Source organism: Aeromonas sp. TECH754, from assembly GCF_056279295.1.
In genome coordinates, this window is record NZ_JBWBRA010000001.1 from 1973680 (window position 1) to 1989783 (window position 16104).

Here is a 16104-nt window from a genome sequence, read left to right on the forward strand (position 1 = left end):
AGGAAGCATGCAAGAACAGATTGAGAAGATTGACCAGAGTGAGCTGATGGTCATGTTGGGAAAGGGGCGCACGGCGCTGTATCACCTGCGCATGAGGGATACCACCTTCCCCAAGCCTATCGACCACCAGCCACTACGCTGGATCAAGTCACATATCATGACCTGGATTGACAGCCACAACCGGATCAGTGGCAATGCCTAGCTCCCGCTGAATCACCGTCCACCAGCGCTCATAGGCAACCGCTTGATCCTCCAGCCAATCATGCTTGTTGTAGACAGCCATCACACCAAGCAAGGTGTGCCCCAGCATCACTTCGGTGATATGGGGCGACACCCCCATTTCAGATAACCGGGTCGACAGGGTTCGGCGAGCATCATGGATCCGCCAATGGGGGATCCCCAAACTGCTACGCAAGCGGCTTACCAGTCGATTACAGGAGTGGATCTCCAACGGGTTATTCCCCTCCCCTTGCCCAGGGAACAAATAGACCGGGTCAACGGATGCCATCGCGGCTCGTTCGAATAGTTGCCTACCTACCGAAGTGATAGGCCTGCGGATGGGTCGGCCAGTTTTGCTGATCTCTGCCGGCACCGTCCAGACCATGGATTCGAAATCCAGATCCTGGCGCTTGAGTGTTCTTGCCTCAGACAGTCGGCATCCATAGACCAGGCACAGCAGATGGATCACCTTGTTACCAGTGCCAGCCCGGCTGGCCTCAAGTGCCCGCCAGATCTTTGCAACCTCGGCAACCGTCAACACCCTGTGCCCGGTCTTGGCAGGTGCACCTACATCCCGAGCCCGCAGGCTCATCATATTGGGTATGTTGATCGTACCGCGGCGAATATGCCAGTTGAAGCAGGCCTTCAATCCCGTGATCACCGACCGGGTTACCCCCGGGGCTCTTTCGCTGATGGCATCGAAATAGCTCAGCCACATATCCATGGTGATCTGGTTGAGCGGCCGGTCTGGCAAGCGATTCTTCACCGACGAGAAGGTATAGCGGTAGTTCTTCTGGGTGCCTTCACGGCACTCCCGCATCACGTACTTCTCGAACCACTCGTCAAACAAAGCGGCCGGGGTCGGCTCGTCACCTGAAGCACTGATCGGCGCATCACCATTTTTGAGCTCATCGGTCTTGATCCGGGCTTCTCGCAAAGTCAGAGTTGGATACCGTCCGAGAGAGGTCCGGACTCGTTTCCCGTCGACCACGTGCCGAACCTGGAACGCGATCAGCCCCTTCGGGGAGACCCGTACACTCAACCCATCGCTGTCACTCACTTCGCTCGGGCCGGTATATGGTTTACCATTCACCCCTCGAAGCCAGCTATCAGATAACGCCATTGCCACCCCATAAAATTTTGTACCGCTCTCATGGGGTATTTTGTACCAGATAATGTACCAGCAGGCCATTGAACAACGTCAGGTTTGGGTGAACGATGAAAGTGTCTTCGGAATTTGCACCTCACCAGAACGACACTAAACCCTGAAAATTCAATCAGAAGCGTGAACATAAAAGAACACATGAGCACATCACCGAAGCAGACCACCCAACCAACCTTCTACTTCCACGACTACGAAACCTTCGGGATCAGCCCGGCCAAAGACAGGCCAGCGCAGTTTGCCGGCATTCGCACCGACGGGGATTTCAACATCATCGGCGAGCCGCTGGTCATCTATTGCAAGCCACCTGCCGACTATCTGCCCGAGCCCGAAGCCTGCCTCATCACCGGCATCACGCCGCAGAAGGCGATGAAGGACGGACTGTGCGAGGCGGACTTCATCCGCCAGATCCACGAGCAATTTGCGACCCCCAATACCTGCGTGCTGGGCTACAACAGCATTCGCTTTGATGACGAGGTGACGCGCTACACCCTGTATCGCAACTTCTACGACCCCTATGCCTACAGCTGGCAGAACGGCAACTCCCGCTGGGACATCCTCGACATGCTGCGGGCCTGCTATGCCCTGCGCCCGGAAGGGATAGAGTGGGCGTTCGACGAGGAAGGCAAGCCGAGTTTCCGGCTCGAAAAATTGACGGTGGCCAACGGCGTGGCCCACGCCAACGCCCACGATGCGCTTTCGGACGTGCTGGCCACCATAGAACTGGCCAAGCTGGTGAAAAAAGCCCAGCCCAAGCTGTTTGACTACCTGTTTGCCCTGCGCAACAAGAACAAGGTCAAGGCGCTGATCGACGTGGTGACCATGAAGCCGCTGACCCACGTCTCGGGGATGTTCTCCCCCTGGCAGGGCTGCGTGAGCTGGGTGTCGCCGCTCGCCTGGCACCCGACCAACCAGAATGCGGTGATCATGGTGGATCTCACCCGGGATCCGACCCCGCTCATCGAGCTCACCAGCGACGAGATCCGCGAGCGGCTCTACACCAGAAAGGACGAGCTGGGGGACTTGGCGGGTATTCCGGTCAAGCTGGTGCACATCAACAAGTGCCCGGTGCTGGCCCCGGCCGCCACCCTGACGGCGGAGCGGGCGGACGAGCTAGGCGTCGATCGGGAGCAGTGCCGCAAGAGCCTGAATCTGCTGCGGGCTCATCCCGAGATACGGGAGAAGCTGGTGGAGGTGTTCAACCAGGAGTTTGCCGGCAAGCACGATCCGGATCCCGACACCCAGCTCTACGCCGGTTTCTTCGGTCACGGCGACAAGGCCACCCTGGATCTGGTGCGCGCCACCCCGGCGGATCTGCTGGGGGAGCGGGAATTTGCCTTCAGCGACCCGCGCCTGCCGGAGATGCTGTTCCGTTATCGCGCCCGCAACTGGCCCCACACGTTAAGCGAAGCCGAGCAGAAGCGCTGGCGCCTGCACTGCAGCGACTACTTCAGCCAGCGGCTGCCGGATTATGTTCCCCGTCTCGAGGCGCTGGCGGAGCAGAATCAGGGTAACGATCGGAACTTTGCCATCCTCAAGAGCCTCTATCGCTACCTCGAAGATCTCTGATATGTGAGTGATTTCACAGTTAAAGCTCTGTACGCTCCCCGCGCTCGCGACATAATGAGCGAGGGGAGCCAAGCTCCTGACAATGTCATTATTTATAGGTGCAACCGGCAGGATGCCGTGCTATCGACTCTTGGGGATCCTCGTTTGATGCGTTCAGGACCAGCTGCTTTCACGCTTATCGCCTGTGCCCTGCTGCCATCGGCCGCCATGGCCGGGGCGCGTTTCGAGGTGCCGGACTACCTGCTACGCCTGCCGGAGCAGACCTATCGACAGATCGAGAGCAACTTCAGCACCCTCTACCAGCAGACCGACTTCACCCCCCTGATCACCAACAGCTATTTCAACCACTCCGATCTCTACCGCTTCGCCGGGATCCCGCTCGCCATCACGGCGCAGAACGGTTTCCAGATGGAAGTGTTCGGCCAGCTCTACAACAAGTCGTCCCAGATCTACGCCCAGATGAGTGAGGATCTCTCCCTCTATCGCACCCTGCGGGTCGACATGATGGGGGATCAGAGCGATGAGGTCGCCATCGGCATGGGGCTGGGCATTCCCCTCGGCGCCCGCCTGACCGTCAAGGCGCTGGCCTCCAGCAACGACATTCCGGGCTACGGCTCGTCCAACTACGCCGTCGGCGTGGAGTGGTACTTCTAAGCCAGGACGCCAGAGATATAATTTGAAAGGCGACACACCGTAAAAAGGCGCCCGAGGGAGCCTTTTTATCTAATTTAACTGCGTTTAACGGTAGCTAAGCACCCTGCCTTGCCCAGCTTGCAGCACAACGTGCTGCCCCATCGGACTCTCATCCCAGAAGTCCAGGGCCCCTGCCGGTACCTCGACCTCCTTCTCACCATCGTCCCAGTTGAACAGGCAGAGCAGCTCGCCGCCACCCGGCAGCGTCACCCGACCACGGCTGAAACTCATGTCATCGAAGCGGGCCGCCGGCGCGCGCGCCTCGCACAGGGCCAGCAGCTTGTGCAACTGATCCTCCTGCCGCTCGTCCAGATCCTGCAGCCGATCCCCCGCCAGCACCATGCCGCCGCTCGCCACCAGAGCAGCGAGGTGGAACTGGTAGTCCTGCTCGCCGGCACTCTGGTTTGGCAGGTCCCGCAGGCAGACGCAGTCGGGATCCAGCGCCCAGAGCCGGTCGTTCTGCCAGGCGCGGCAGAAGGCCTCGCGGGCAATCTGGCGAAAACGGGGACCATGGCGCTCCACGTCGTCGCTCACCCGCATGCCGTGCACCAGCCCCAGGCTCGGCCAGATAGGGGCGTTGCAGCCGAGCAGGAAGGCGCCCTCCCCGGCCCCGCGCAGCACCGCCGCCATGCCCCGGCGATAGGCTTCGACCCGGGTCGCGGAAGCGTCATGGAACTGGCCGCCGTGGATGGCGCCCCAGAAGTTCGCATCCAGCTTGAAGTAGTGAATGCCCCACTGCTCGCGCAGGGTGCGGAACACCCGCTCGAGGTGGGCCTGCACCTCGGGGTGGGTGCCGTCCAGCACATACCAAGGGGTGCAGCGCCAGCCGCCGTAGGTGACCTTCTCGGAGGGCAGCGGCAGGCCGTCATCTCCCTTCACGAACCAGTCCGGATGCTCCTGAAACACCCGGGAGCCGGGTTCTGCGATAAAGGGGGCGACCCAGAGCGCGGGCTCGCAACCCGCGGCGTGGATCTCGCGGGCGAGCGCCGCCACGCCCTGCTCGAACTTGGGAGAAGGGGTGAGCCAATCCCCCATCCTGGCCTGGTAGCCGTCGTCTATCTGCACGTAGCGCAGGGCCGGGAAGCGCTCGGCGCGCACCGCCAGATTCTCGCGGATGTCGTCCGCGCTCACCTCTGCATAGTAGTGATACCAGGAGCACCAGCCGCTGGGGCGCGCCGGCACCTCGGCGACCAGGCTGGGGTGCTCGACGCCGATCCGGTTCGCCAGCTCGGCCAGCAGGGCCTCCCTGTCCGGCCCCTCCAGGCAGAGCAGGGCTTCACTCTGCCAATGTTCACCTGGCAGCAGCTGACGCCCCTCGCCGTTCATCAGGATCTGCAACCGGCCATTTGGATAGAGCCTGAACTCGCCGCCGAAGCGCTGGCAGCTGGCGAAGGCCAGCAACAGCCAGCCCCCGTCCTGCTCCACCAGCAGCAGGTTGTGGACGGTGTGATAACCCTGATCCGCGCTGATCCGATAGACGCCGGCATCCGGGCAGCGCCCGACCGGCTCGGGGCGCTGCCAGGTCCCCATGGTCTGGGCCAGCATCTGGAACCCCTCCCCGTAGATGGCCGAGCCGGGATCCAGGCCCAGCTCGCCGTCAAACAGCAGCCAGTCCTGTACCGCCTGGGGCGCAGCGCCGGTGTTGTCGAGTCGCACCCGGCACGAGGGGCCGTCCCATGCACGGGTCTGCAACAGCTGGGGAGCCAGGGCGGTGTCGGCGGGTAGTTGGCGCAACCGGGACAAGAGAGAGGAATACGACATGGGATCTCCTACTTGGATGAGAATGATGCGGCCGCCATTGTATAACCTGTGGGCCAGTTGGCCCTGTTCCATGCCCCCTGCGCTCTGCTAAACTGCGACCTCGCTCACAGTTGCCAAGATGAGGCCCCAGTGCTGCTTCAACGCGCCTTGCTCTACCTTCGTGATTTCATGGTCATCGTCGCCTGCCTGCTGGCCGGCAAAGCCCTGGCGGCCCTGCTGCCCTTCGCCTTCCCCGGCAGCATCATCGGCATGCTGCTGCTGTTCGTGCTGCTCTCCTTGCAGTTCATCAAGCTGCACTGGGTCGAGCAGGGCGCCGGCCTGCTGCTGCGCCACATGGGCGTCTTGTTCGTGCCGGTGGCGGTTGGCCTCGTGGCCTGGCTCGAGCCCCTGCGCCAGTCGTTTGGCCTCATCATGCTGTGCGTGGTGCTCGGCATAGTGCTGATCCTCGCCACCGTCGGCCACCTCTACCAGAGGATGAACAAGCAATGATGTTCTGGTTTGCCATACCCCTGACCCTCGCGCTCTATTTCATGACCCGGGCCCTCTATCGTCGTCTGCCCTGGCCCATCATCAACCCGGTGCTGCTGCCCACCGCCGTGATCATAGGCCTGCTGCTCTGGCTGGATCTGCCGCTTGAGCAGTACCAGCACGGCACCTTCCCCATCACCTCGCTGCTCGAACCCGCGGTGGTGGCGCTGGCGCTGCCGCTCTATCAGCAGGCCCGCCAGATCCAGGCCAGGCTTAAGCCCATCCTCCTCTGCACCCTGGCATCGGTGCTGATCTCAATCTGCACCACCCTGGGGATTGGCCATCTGATGGGGGCGGATCCGGCGCTGCTGGCCTCGCTCGCTACCAAGTCCATCACCACCCCGCTCGCCATGAGCGTCAGCCAGTCCCTCGGCGGCATTCCCGCCATCGCCGCCGCCGTGGTGGTGGTGGTCGGCATCGTCGGCGCCCTGATAGGCTACCCCCTGCTCAGGCTGATGCGGGTCACCGATCCCGAGGCCCAGGGGCTCGCCATGGGGGCCTGTGCCCACGCCATCGGCACCGCGACCTCCGCCGAGAAGGGGATCACCCAGGGCGCCTTCTCGTCGCTGGCCATGGTGGTGTGCGGCGTGCTCACCGCCGCCATCGCCCCCCTGCTGTTCGCCATTTATCACTGGCTGACCTGAGCATCGACTCGAACGTCGAAAAATGGGAGGCGCGGGGGATCACAACCCGCGGTGTTCCTCCCATCACTCGCGTCTCTTCCGTTTACTCTCTGCACCGCAGCACATCCTCATATCCCTCGGCGTTGATGCGATGTCTCTCGCCAATTTAGGTGCCAACTGGCGATGATGCTGGCCTGAAAGCCGCGCCATCTGCGAGCCGGCGCACAGATCACACATAAATTGCGAAAGACAAACGTTTCCTTTAACATCTGCGGCCCTTTGCCCACCAAGGCGTGAGCGCGCTCACACATTTCACCGCGCTTGCTCCCTACAATGGCCCCCCAATTGGCCTTTGAGGACACAGTATGCATCCCCGTTTTGCCAAGCCATTCGAGACCCTGCCCGCCCCCTTGCAAGCGGCCCTGCGCCCCATGCTGGATGAGGGATTCAACGCCAGCTTCAGCCCGGCACAAATCGCCGTGCTCAAAGCCGCCACCGGCCTCGAGGATCGTGCCCTGCGCCTGGCGCTGCTGCCGCTGGCCGCCGCCTGCTCGGTCGCCCCCATCTCCAAGTTCTTCGTCGGCGCCATCGCCTGTGGCCTGAGCGGCACCTGGTATCTGGGCGCCAACATGGAGTTTGCCGGTCCGGGGTTGTTCCACTCGGTGCATGCCGAGCAGTCCGCCATCTCCAATGCCTGGCTCGGCGGCGAGACCGGGATCAGTGAGATCACCGTCAACTACACCCCCTGCGGCCACTGCCGCCAGTTCATGAACGAGCTGAGCACCGCCAAGACCCTGAAGGTCTCCCTGCCCGATGACTTGAGCGAGCTGCAGTCCTTCCTGCCCCACTCGTTCGGGCCCGCCGATCTCGACATCACCGACGCACTGATGAGCCCGCAGGCCCACGACGAGCTCAAGCTTGAGAGCGAGGATCCCCTGTGGCAAGCCGCGCTGGCCGCCGCCCGCCAGAGCTATGCCCCCTACAGCCAAGGCTACGCCGCGGTGGCGCTGCAGTTCGAGGATGGCCGCGTCTTCTGCGGCCGCTACGCCGAGAACGCCGCCTTCAACCCCAGCCTGCCACCGATGCAGATGGCCTGCGCCCACGCGGTGCTGAACGGCGAGGAGCTCTCCTCGGTGCGCCGCGCCGTGCTGCTGGAGAACGGCAACAGCCCGATCAGCCAGCGAGATGCGGCTCAGTCCACCCTCAAGGCGCTGGGCACCGTCGAACTGGAGTACCAGGCGGTCTGATCCACGGCCAAAATGCATTAGGGGAGCCACTGGCTCCCCTTTTTGTATTTGTTTTCTAAATGTCTCTGCCCGTCAGGATTCCCAGATAATGCTCTGGGAGCCGGCCCAGCGATCGCCGATGTCCGCGTATTTCTGCTCCAGCAGGTGGCGCCGGATCTTCATGGTGGGGGTCAGCACCCCGTTTTCGATGTTCCAGGGGCTCTTCACCACCAGGATGCCGCGAATTCTGGCGTGGGATTCCAGCTTGTCGTTGACCCGGTTGCGGGCCGCCTCCAGCTGGGCGTTGACCGTGGCGCGATCCCCCTTCATCGCGCTCTCGGAAAGCTGCACCAGGGCGACCGGTTGCGGCATGCCGTAGCCGATGACGCACAGCTGCTCGATGATGGGCTCCTGCCCCAGCAGCCCCTCGATGGGTACCGGCGCCACGTACTTGCCCTTGGCGGTCTTGAACACGTCCTTCATGCGGCCGGTGATGGTGAGGTAGCCCTCCCTGTCCAGCTTGCCCATGTCGCCGGTGTGCAGCCAGCCGTCGGCGTCGATGGCCTCGCGGCTGTGCTCGGGATCCTTGTAGTAGCCCAGCATCATGCCGTCGCAGCGGCAGAGGATCTCTCCCTCGTCAGAGATCTTGATGGTCACCCCGGGCCCCGCCTTGCCGACCGTGCCTATCTTGTCGGCCCGAAACGGATAGTTGAGGGTGGAGAAGGCGTGGTTCTCGGTCATGCCCCAGGCTTCGGTGATCTCGACGCCTATCCTGTGGTACCACTCGAGCAGGGCCGGGGCCACCGGTGCCGAGCCGCAGCCCAGCACCCGCGCCTGCTCCAGCCCCAGCCCCTTTTGCAACTTGCGCTTGATGAGGCCCGACACCAGCGGGATCTTGAGCAGCAGGTCCAGCTTCTGCTGGGGCAGCTTCTCGAGGATCTTGATGCGGAACATGGCCCAGAGGCGCGGCACCGAGATGAACACGGTGGGACGGCAACGCTTGACGTCGTCGATGAAAGTGTCGAGGGATTCGGGGAAGGCGATGGTGGCGCCGCTGAACAGGCTGCCGCCGTAGATGTAGACCCGCTCGGTGATGTGGGCAAGGGGCAGGTAGGAGAAGCCGCGATCGGCGTCGGTCAGTGCCACCGCCTCCACCAGCTTCTCGCAGGACCAGGCATAGCGCTCCACGCTCAGCATGGCGCCCTTGGGCTTGCCGGTGCTGCCGGAGGTGTAGACCAGGCTCAGCAGGGCATCCGGCGCCTGCACCGGGCTGTCGGCAATGGGCTCATGCGCCGCCAGCAGCGCGTCCCACTGATGGGGGGCCGGCATGGTGTCATAGGGGAAGGCGATGCGCAGCAGATCCGCGGGCACGCCCGCCTCCTGGCTCTGCCAGTCATCGAGCTTGCCGACGAAAATAGCCTTGGCCTCGCTGTGGCGCAGCACGTATTCGATGGTGTCGACGTTGGCGGTCGGGTAGATGGGCACGCTCACGTACTGCCCCATCTGCATCGCCAGATCGGCGATAAACCACTGGGCGCAGTTCTTGGAGAGCAGCGCCACCTTGTCACCGGCCACCAGCCCCAGCTCGCGCAGTGCCGTCACCATGCGCCGCGCCTGATCGGCCACCTCACCCCAGGTGAAGTCGACGTATTCACGGTGAATGGTTTGACGCAGGTAGACTCGGTCAGGACACTGCCGCTCCCAGTGGTAGAGCATCTCGAGCGGCAGTTTGTTGGCAATGCGTGAGGAGGACATAGTTCAATCCCTGAAACAAAAGGCGAGTCCCATTATTAACCTTTTGATAACACTCAGGGAAGCAGATTACTTAAACTTCTGTTTGAATTGCGAATGGGATCAAGCTTCCGCCTGTTGCTGCAAACGCAGCCACAGATCCTGCACCAGCACCTCGTCCTGCTCGGACAGCTCGCCCTGCAAGATGGCCTCATTCAGGCTACGCAAGACATAGCTCTTTACATCCCGCACCAGGGTCTTGCCTTCCAGCTCGGCACGGGCCACCGCCAGCGAGATATGACCGCGCAGGTAGCCGCCAGCAAACAGATCGTCATCGCTGGCCGTGGCCACCATGGTGTCGATCAATCCCAACAACTTGTGCTCAAAATCGTGAATTGTCATGTAACGCAGCCTCATTTCCGGGATTGCCGGCAAAAAATTCGGGGAGTGGAACCGCGATCCTGTTGATCACGGCTCTCTGGCGCCAGGCCAGCCGCATCCTTGATGTCCTATTCCGGGTTGGCCATCGGGTAGATGACCTGATCCTTGTAGCCGGTGGTTATCCGCAGATAACCCCTTAACGACCGGTTCAGTGCCGGGTCGTCGGTGTCCACCAGCAGCGGACGGCCATCGAGTGCCGCCAGCTTGCTCTTGGTGGCGAGCACCTGAATATGGTCTCGCCCGACGGCCCTGATCACCTCTGGACTCAGTTGCTGATTTCCGCGCCCGAACAGATGTCCCTGACCGCCGATCAGGGTAATGATCAGGCGACAGCGACGACCGCGGATCCGGGTCAGGATCTCGGCGGCGGACAGATCCTGCCCGATAAGCCGGCCATTTTCCACCAGATCCACACCGAGCAGCGTATTTTCCAGCCCCAGCTCTGCCATGCAGGCGGCGACCGTGCTGCCCGACCCCATCAGATAGAGGGTATCCGGTTCCATTTCTTCCACCACCCCGGCGGCAAGATCCGCCAGCACCAGCTCCTCGGACTCCTTCCCGCCCTGCTTGGTCGCCTGCACGTAGCGCAGATCCCCGGGCACCTGCATCTGGCCGTAGTGACGGGCCCGCACCTTGCCGGCCCGAAACGCCTCCTCGTCGATGTCCACCACCTCGGCGTCCATCAGACTGAGCAGCTCGCCCCCTATCATCCGCGCCACCACCCGCCCGCTGGCGGCCGGGGTCACCCCGTACACCCCGGAGTGGATCTTGCACCCCGCCGGGATGCCGAGCACATGGCAGGACTCCCCCACCGCGGCGCAGATGTCCCTGGCGGTGCCGTCGCCACCGGCAAACAGCAGCAGGTCCACCCCCGCCTCGCGCATCAGAGCGGCGGCGGCGAGGGTATCCTCGGCGCTGGTTGCCGGGCCTCCTGGTTGGTAGACGATACGGTGCGGCAGTTGCAGTTCGGCGGCAAGCTCTGCCCCCATCTCCCCTTCGACCGTCAGCAACTCGAAGGGCGCGGTCAGATCCCGCAGTGGCAGCAGGGCCTGACGGGCCCGCTCCTGCGCCTTGGGCACGGCACCGCGCGCCAGCGCCTCGGCCACCACGCCGTCACTGCCCTTGAGGCCGACCGCCCCGCCGATGCCGGCCACCGGGTTGATAATGAGCCCTAAACGAAACATGATTCTCTCCCTCTGAACGGCACTATTTTATCTGTTCGGGGCTATGGGACAAGCCGGTCTTGCCTGCTAAAATGCGCTGCTTCAATGTTTAACCAAGGTTCAATCATGCTGGAATGGATTGCTGATCCCTCTGCCTGGGTAGCACTCGCCACCCTGACCCTGCTCGAGATCGTGCTGGGCATCGACAACATCATCTTTATCTCTATCCTGGTCGGTCGCCTGCCGGAGGCTCAGCGCCAACGGGCACGGGTCCTGGGTCTGGGCCTCGCCATGGGGACCCGCATCCTGCTGCTGCTCTCCCTGGCCTGGGTGATGCGTCTCACCCATCCGCTGTTCAGCCTGTTCGATGAGGCTGTTTCAGGACGGGACCTGATCCTGCTGGTGGGGGGGCTGTTCCTCATCGCCAAGAGTACCCACGAAATCCATCAATCCCTGGAAGGGGCGGCCGAGGAGCAGGGCACAGTCAGCAAGACCGCCGGCTTCATGTCGACACTGGTGCAGATCGCCATCCTCGACATCATCTTCAGCCTGGACTCCGTCATCACCGCGGTCGGCATGGCGGATCACGTGCCGGTCATGGTGCTGGCCATCGTCATCGCCGTCGGTGTCATGATGTTTGCCGCCAAGGCCATCGGCGACTTCGTCGATGCCCACCCCACCATCAAGATGCTGGCGTTGGCCTTCCTTATCCTGGTCGGGGTCGCCCTGGTCGGCGAAGGACTGGATATGCACATTCCGAAGGGTTACATCTACTTCGCCATGGCCTTCTCGCTGGTGGTGGAGATGATCAACATCCGCCTGCGCGGCCATCAGGAAAAAGCCAAGTAAGCGGCCCTTACTGCCACACAAGGCCAACAAAAAGCGCGACCCAGGGTCGCGCTTTTTTTATCTGCTGTGAGCGGCCTTAGGCCGGGGCGATCAGAGCGCGTTGCGCGTCGCCACCGCATCGGCCAGGTTGCGCAGCAGGACCTCGGTATCGGCCCAGTTGATGCACGCATCCGTGATGCTCTGGCCGAAGGTGAGCTCGCAGCCCTCCACCAGATCCTGGCGTCCTTCCACCAGGTGGCTCTCCACCATGACCCCGAACACCGCCTTGCTGCCGGCGCGCAGCTGACCGGCCACGTCCTCGGCCACCAATAGCTGGTTCTTGAACTGCTTGCTGCTGTTGGCGTGGCTGAAGTCGATCATCACCTTCTGCGGTAGACCGGCCTTGTCCAGCCCCTTCACCACCTCCTCGACGTGGGCGGCGCTGTAATTCGGCTCGCGGCCGCCACGCAAGATGATGTGGCAATCCGGATTGCCGGCGGTGGAGACGATGGCAGAGTGACCGTACTTGGTCACCGACAGGAAGTGGTGCGGCGCGCTGGCGGCACCGATGGCGTCGATGGCCACCTTGATGGTGCCGTCGGTGCCATTCTTGAAACCGACCGGGCAGGAGAGACCGGAGGCCAGCTCACGGTGCACCTGGGATTCGGTGGTACGGGCCCCGATGGCGCCCCAGCTCATCAGATCCGCCATGTATTGCGGGGTGATCATGTCGAGGAACTCGGAGGCGGTCGGCAGCCCCATGTCGTTGAGATCCAGCAACAGCTTGCGACCGATGCGCAGGCCGTCGTTGATCTGGCAGCTGTTGTCGAGGTAAGGGTCGTTGATCAGCCCCTTCCAGCCGACCGTGGTGCGCGGCTTCTCGAAATAGACCCGCATCACGATTTCCAGCTGACCCTTGAGCTCGTCACGCAAGGTCTTGAGGCGCTTGCCATATTCCAGTGCCGCCACCGGATCGTGAATGGAGCAGGGGCCGATCACCACCAGCAGGCGTTGATCTTCGCCGGCCAGGATCTGATGAATGGCCTGACGGGAGTCAAACACCGTCGATGAGGCGGTTTCGGTCGCCGGAAACTTCTCGAGCACCGCAACCGGGGGCAATAATTCTTTGATTTCACTGATACGAACGTCGTCGGTTTGATGCTTCATGACAAGGCTTCCTGCTGGATAACTGCGATATAGAAGCATCAATCTAGCCCGCAGCCGGAGCAGTGTAAATAGAAAATTACATCTTCATTAAATGAATTTAGCGACGCAGTCTTGCAAGTTGAAATAATACTGCTACCGAATTGTTTGCGGACTTAAAAAACAAGGCCCGCACTGGGCGGGCCTTGGGGCAATCGAATCTGGATCAAACGGCCTGACTGATGCTGGCCAGCTTGTCGAAGTAGTCCGGGAAGGTCTTGGAGGTACAACCCGGATCGTTGATGGTCACCGCGGTGTCCGACAACGCCACCAGCGAGAAGCACATGGCGATGCGGTGATCGTTGTAGGTGTCAATGGCCGCGTGCTTGAGGCTGGCGGGCGGCGTGACGGTGATGAAGTCGTGCCCCTCCTCCACTTCCACACCCAGCTTGCGCAGCTCGGTCGCCATGGCGTGCAGGCGATCGGTCTCCTTCACCCGCCAGTTGTAGATGTTGCGGATCGAGGTCGGCCCCTCGGCAAACAGCGCCGTGGTGGCGATGGTCATGGCCGCATCGGGGATCTGGTTCATGTCCATGTCGATGCCGTGCAGCGGCGCCTGCTCCGCTTCGATGAAGTCGTCGCCCCAGGTGATGCGCGCCCCCATCTTCTCCAGCACGTCGGCGAAGTGAATGTCGCCCTGGATACTGTGCTTGCCGATGCCGGTCACCCGCACCTTGCCCTTGATGGCGCCCGCCGCGAGGAAGTAGGAGGCGCTGGAGGCATCCCCTTCCACCAGGAAGTCGCCCGGGCTGACATAGGTCTGGTTGCCCTTGATGTAGAACAGCTTGTAGTCGTCGTGCTCGATGACCACCCCGAACTGCTTCATGATGTGCAGGGTGATGTCGATGTAGGGCTTGGAGACCAGCTCCCCCTTGATGTGGATGCGGGTGTCGCCGGCCGCCATCGGCGCCGCCATCAGGAAGGCGGTCAGGAACTGGCTGGAGACCGAGCCGTCCACGTGTACGTCACCACCCCAGAGTCCCTTGGCATCCACCACCAGCGGCGGGTAGCCATCCTTCTTCAGATACTGGATATGGGCACCCGCCTCGCGCAAGGCATCGACAAGATGGCCGATGGGGCGCTCTTCCATGCGCGGCTCACCGCCCAGCATGTATTCACCGGAGCCCAGACAAAGGGCGGCACAGAGCGGGCGCATGGCGGTGCCGGCGTTGCCGAGGAACAGATTGACCGGATCCTTCACCGCGAAGCTGCGGCCAAGGCCGTGCACGGTGCACTCGGTCTTGTCGGCGGAGAGCTTGTACTTGACGCCGAGCTGGGTCAGCGCCGCCAGCATATGGCGAATGTCATCGCTGTCGAGCAGATTGGTCAGCCGGGTGGTACCGCGCGCCAGGGCGGCCAGCAGCAGGGCCCGGTTAGAGACACTTTTGGAGCCGGGCAGATTGACCACGCCGGTCACACGAGAAATAGGTTCCAAACGCAACGAATTCATAGACTTCCTGTTCGATCTCAATTAAATCACCTGACCGGACGTTAACAGCCCCCGCCTTGCGCGGCAAGACTGCGCTTGGCACAAAAACCGGGCCGCTGGCGCGAACGCTCAGGATCTGCTGGAAAAACAGACGCCGGGGCGTTCCCGGCGTCTTGCATCAAGGGCAGGGGCCTCACCGCCGGCTGACGGACTCACCAGTCACGTCAGCCGGCCCGCGAGCGGCCGCTTAACCGTGGCGCTTGGCAAAATCGTCCATGAAGCTCACCAGGGCCTTGACCCCTTCCAGCGGCATGGCGTTGTAGAGGCTGGCACGCATGCCCCCGACGATGCGGTGCCCCTTGAGCGCCAGCAAGCCGGCCGCTTCGGATTCGGCCAGGAACAGCTTGTCCAGCGCCTCGTTTTTGAGCTGGAAGGGCACGTTCATGCGCGAGCGGCAGGCGACATCGACCTGGTTGCCGTAGAAGCTGGAGTCGTCGAGATAGCCGTAGAGGAAGTCGGCCTTCTCCTTGTTGCGTGCTTCCATGGCCGCGAGGCCGCCCTGCTCTTTCAGCCACTCGAACACCAGCCCGGCCAGATACCAGGCGTAAGTGGGCGGGGTGTTGAACATGGAGTCGTTCTTGGCGGTGAGCTGGTAGTCAAAAATGGACGGGACATCCGCCCTGGCCTGACTCAGCAGGTCGTCACGCACGATGGCGATGGCCAGACCCGAGGGGCCGATGTTCTTCTGGGCGCCGGCGTAGATGACCCCGAAGCGGCTCACGTCGAGGGGACGGGAGAGGATGGTGGAGGAGAGATCCGCCACCAGGGGCACGCTGCCCGTGGCCGGGATGTCGAACATCTCTATGCCATCGATGGTTTCGTTCGGGCAATAATGCACATAGGCCGCATCGGCGCGAAACGCCGGAGTCGGCAGCAGATGGCTGACCCCTTGCGCGCTCTTGGCCACCCCGTCGAAGGTCTGGATGTCACCGTATTTGCGGGCTTCATCCACGGCACTGGCGGCCCAGACGCCGGTCAGCAGATAGTCGGCTTTTTTGTTGGCGCCACCGAGCAGGTTCATGGGCACGGCGGAGAACTGGCCACGACCGCCACCGTGCATGAACAGCACCTTGTAGTTGGCCGGCACCGCCAGCAGCTCGCGCAGGTCGGCTTCCGCCTTCTCGGCGACCGCCATGTAGGGCTTGCCGCGATGGGACAGCTCCATGACCGAGGCTCCCAGCCCCTGGAAGTTACAAAATTCGCGCTGGGCGCGCTCCATGACTTCTACCGGCAGCATGGCGGGGCCGGCGCAGAAGTTGTAAATCTGTTTGCTCATGACGCTTTCCGTGAGTGGATGAGAGTGATCGATGACTTGAACTTTTTACACGAGAGCCCCCCGTCGGGGCAAAGGCTTTTTGGGATCTGGCGCACCCTTTTGGGTCAGCCAGGCAGTTCCCAAAGAGTAGAAAAGCCCTGAATGGGTCAGGGCTTGCAGAGAACGTGCAGAGAAATGGCCGGCTGCTGGCAT

The 16104-nt window shown here is 62.4% G+C and carries 15 protein-coding genes; 7 read left to right on the top strand and 8 right to left on the bottom strand.

Annotated features, from left to right (window positions below; genetic code table 11):
* The first annotated feature begins 7 nt into the window (after nt 1–7).
* A complete protein-coding gene (locus ACZ9IL_RS08695; RefSeq protein WP_163137010.1) occupies nt 8–202 on the top strand; it encodes a helix-turn-helix transcriptional regulator in 195 nt (64 codons plus the stop codon).
* Here the strand turns inward: ACZ9IL_RS08695 and ACZ9IL_RS08700 are convergent.
* Nucleotides 149–1342: a tyrosine-type recombinase/integrase gene (locus ACZ9IL_RS08700; protein ID WP_476003147.1), complete on the bottom strand. Its 1194-nt coding sequence runs from the start codon at nt 1340–1342 to the stop codon at nt 149–151. The two genes, ACZ9IL_RS08695 and ACZ9IL_RS08700, sit on opposite strands and share 54 nt — an antisense overlap.
* 180 nt (nt 1343–1522) lie before the next feature.
* On the opposite strand from ACZ9IL_RS08700, the gene sbcB reads away from it, so the two are divergent.
* Both sbcB and ACZ9IL_RS08710 read left to right on the top strand, forming a co-directional pair.
* Complete coding sequence (gene sbcB, locus ACZ9IL_RS08705) at nt 1523–2950, top strand: exodeoxyribonuclease I (RefSeq protein WP_476003148.1); 1428 nt, start codon at nt 1523–1525, stop codon at nt 2948–2950.
* 147 nt (nt 2951–3097) lie between these two features.
* Nucleotides 3098–3604 (top strand): hypothetical protein, encoded by a 507-nt coding sequence (locus tag ACZ9IL_RS08710; RefSeq protein WP_476003149.1) that lies wholly within the window; start codon nt 3098–3100, stop codon nt 3602–3604.
* 84 nt (nt 3605–3688) lie between these two features.
* Here ACZ9IL_RS08710 and ACZ9IL_RS08715 read toward each other — a convergent pair whose 3' ends face one another.
* Entirely contained in the window at nt 3689–5404 is a 1716-nt protein-coding gene (locus ACZ9IL_RS08715) for a glycoside hydrolase family 36 protein (protein ID WP_476003150.1), read from the bottom strand.
* A gap of 129 nt (nt 5405–5533) precedes the next feature.
* Between ACZ9IL_RS08715 and ACZ9IL_RS08720 the strand changes: the two genes are divergently transcribed.
* From ACZ9IL_RS08720 to cdd, 3 genes are all read left to right on the top strand, one after another.
* Nucleotides 5534–5893 carry a CidA/LrgA family protein gene (locus ACZ9IL_RS08720; RefSeq protein ID WP_476003151.1) on the top strand — a complete coding sequence of 120 codons (360 nt, stop codon included), beginning with the start codon at nt 5534–5536 and terminating at the stop codon, nt 5891–5893.
* The gene (locus ACZ9IL_RS08725; RefSeq protein WP_476003152.1) at nt 5890–6576 is read left to right on the top strand and encodes an LrgB family protein; all 687 of its coding nucleotides are present in this window, start codon (nt 5890–5892) and stop codon (nt 6574–6576) included. The genes ACZ9IL_RS08720 and ACZ9IL_RS08725 overlap by 4 nt, the downstream gene beginning before the upstream one ends.
* 344 nt (nt 6577–6920) lie before the next feature.
* On the top strand, nt 6921–7802 hold the full coding sequence (cdd, locus tag ACZ9IL_RS08730) for a cytidine deaminase (protein ID WP_476003153.1): 882 nt from the start codon (nt 6921–6923) through the stop codon (nt 7800–7802).
* 72 nt (nt 7803–7874) lie between these two features.
* Here cdd and ACZ9IL_RS08735 read toward each other — a convergent pair whose 3' ends face one another.
* From ACZ9IL_RS08735 to ACZ9IL_RS08745, 3 genes are all read right to left on the bottom strand, one after another.
* On the bottom strand, nt 7875–9536 hold the full coding sequence (locus ACZ9IL_RS08735) for an AMP-binding protein (RefSeq protein ID WP_476003154.1): 1662 nt from the start codon (nt 9534–9536) through the stop codon (nt 7875–7877).
* A 99-nt stretch (nt 9537–9635) separates the two neighbouring features.
* The gene (locus tag ACZ9IL_RS08740) at nt 9636–9914 is read right to left on the bottom strand and encodes a YfcL family protein (protein WP_476003155.1); all 279 of its coding nucleotides are present in this window, start codon (nt 9912–9914) and stop codon (nt 9636–9638) included.
* 107 nt (nt 9915–10021) lie between these two features.
* Nucleotides 10022–11137 carry an ATP-NAD kinase family protein gene (locus tag ACZ9IL_RS08745; RefSeq protein WP_476003156.1) on the bottom strand — a complete coding sequence of 372 codons (1116 nt, stop codon included), beginning with the start codon at nt 11135–11137 and terminating at the stop codon, nt 10022–10024.
* Nucleotides 11138–11242: 105 nt separating this feature from the next.
* On the opposite strand from ACZ9IL_RS08745, the gene ACZ9IL_RS08750 reads away from it, so the two are divergent.
* Nucleotides 11243–11965 carry a TerC family protein gene (locus ACZ9IL_RS08750; RefSeq protein ID WP_476003157.1) on the top strand — a complete coding sequence of 241 codons (723 nt, stop codon included), beginning with the start codon at nt 11243–11245 and terminating at the stop codon, nt 11963–11965.
* Nucleotides 11966–12055: 90 nt separating this feature from the next.
* Here ACZ9IL_RS08750 and aroG read toward each other — a convergent pair whose 3' ends face one another.
* From aroG to serC, 3 genes are all read right to left on the bottom strand, one after another.
* Nucleotides 12056–13111: a 3-deoxy-7-phosphoheptulonate synthase AroG gene (gene aroG, locus ACZ9IL_RS08755; RefSeq protein ID WP_476003158.1), complete on the bottom strand. Its 1056-nt coding sequence runs from the start codon at nt 13109–13111 to the stop codon at nt 12056–12058.
* Nucleotides 13112–13313: 202 nt separating this feature from the next.
* Complete coding sequence (aroA, locus tag ACZ9IL_RS08760; RefSeq protein WP_042638807.1) at nt 13314–14597, bottom strand: 3-phosphoshikimate 1-carboxyvinyltransferase; 1284 nt, start codon at nt 14595–14597, stop codon at nt 13314–13316.
* Between the two features lie 226 nt (nt 14598–14823).
* A complete protein-coding gene (gene serC / locus ACZ9IL_RS08765; protein ID WP_476003159.1) occupies nt 14824–15912 on the bottom strand; it encodes a 3-phosphoserine/phosphohydroxythreonine transaminase in 1089 nt (362 codons plus the stop codon).
* Nucleotides 15913–16104 lie beyond the last annotated feature (192 nt).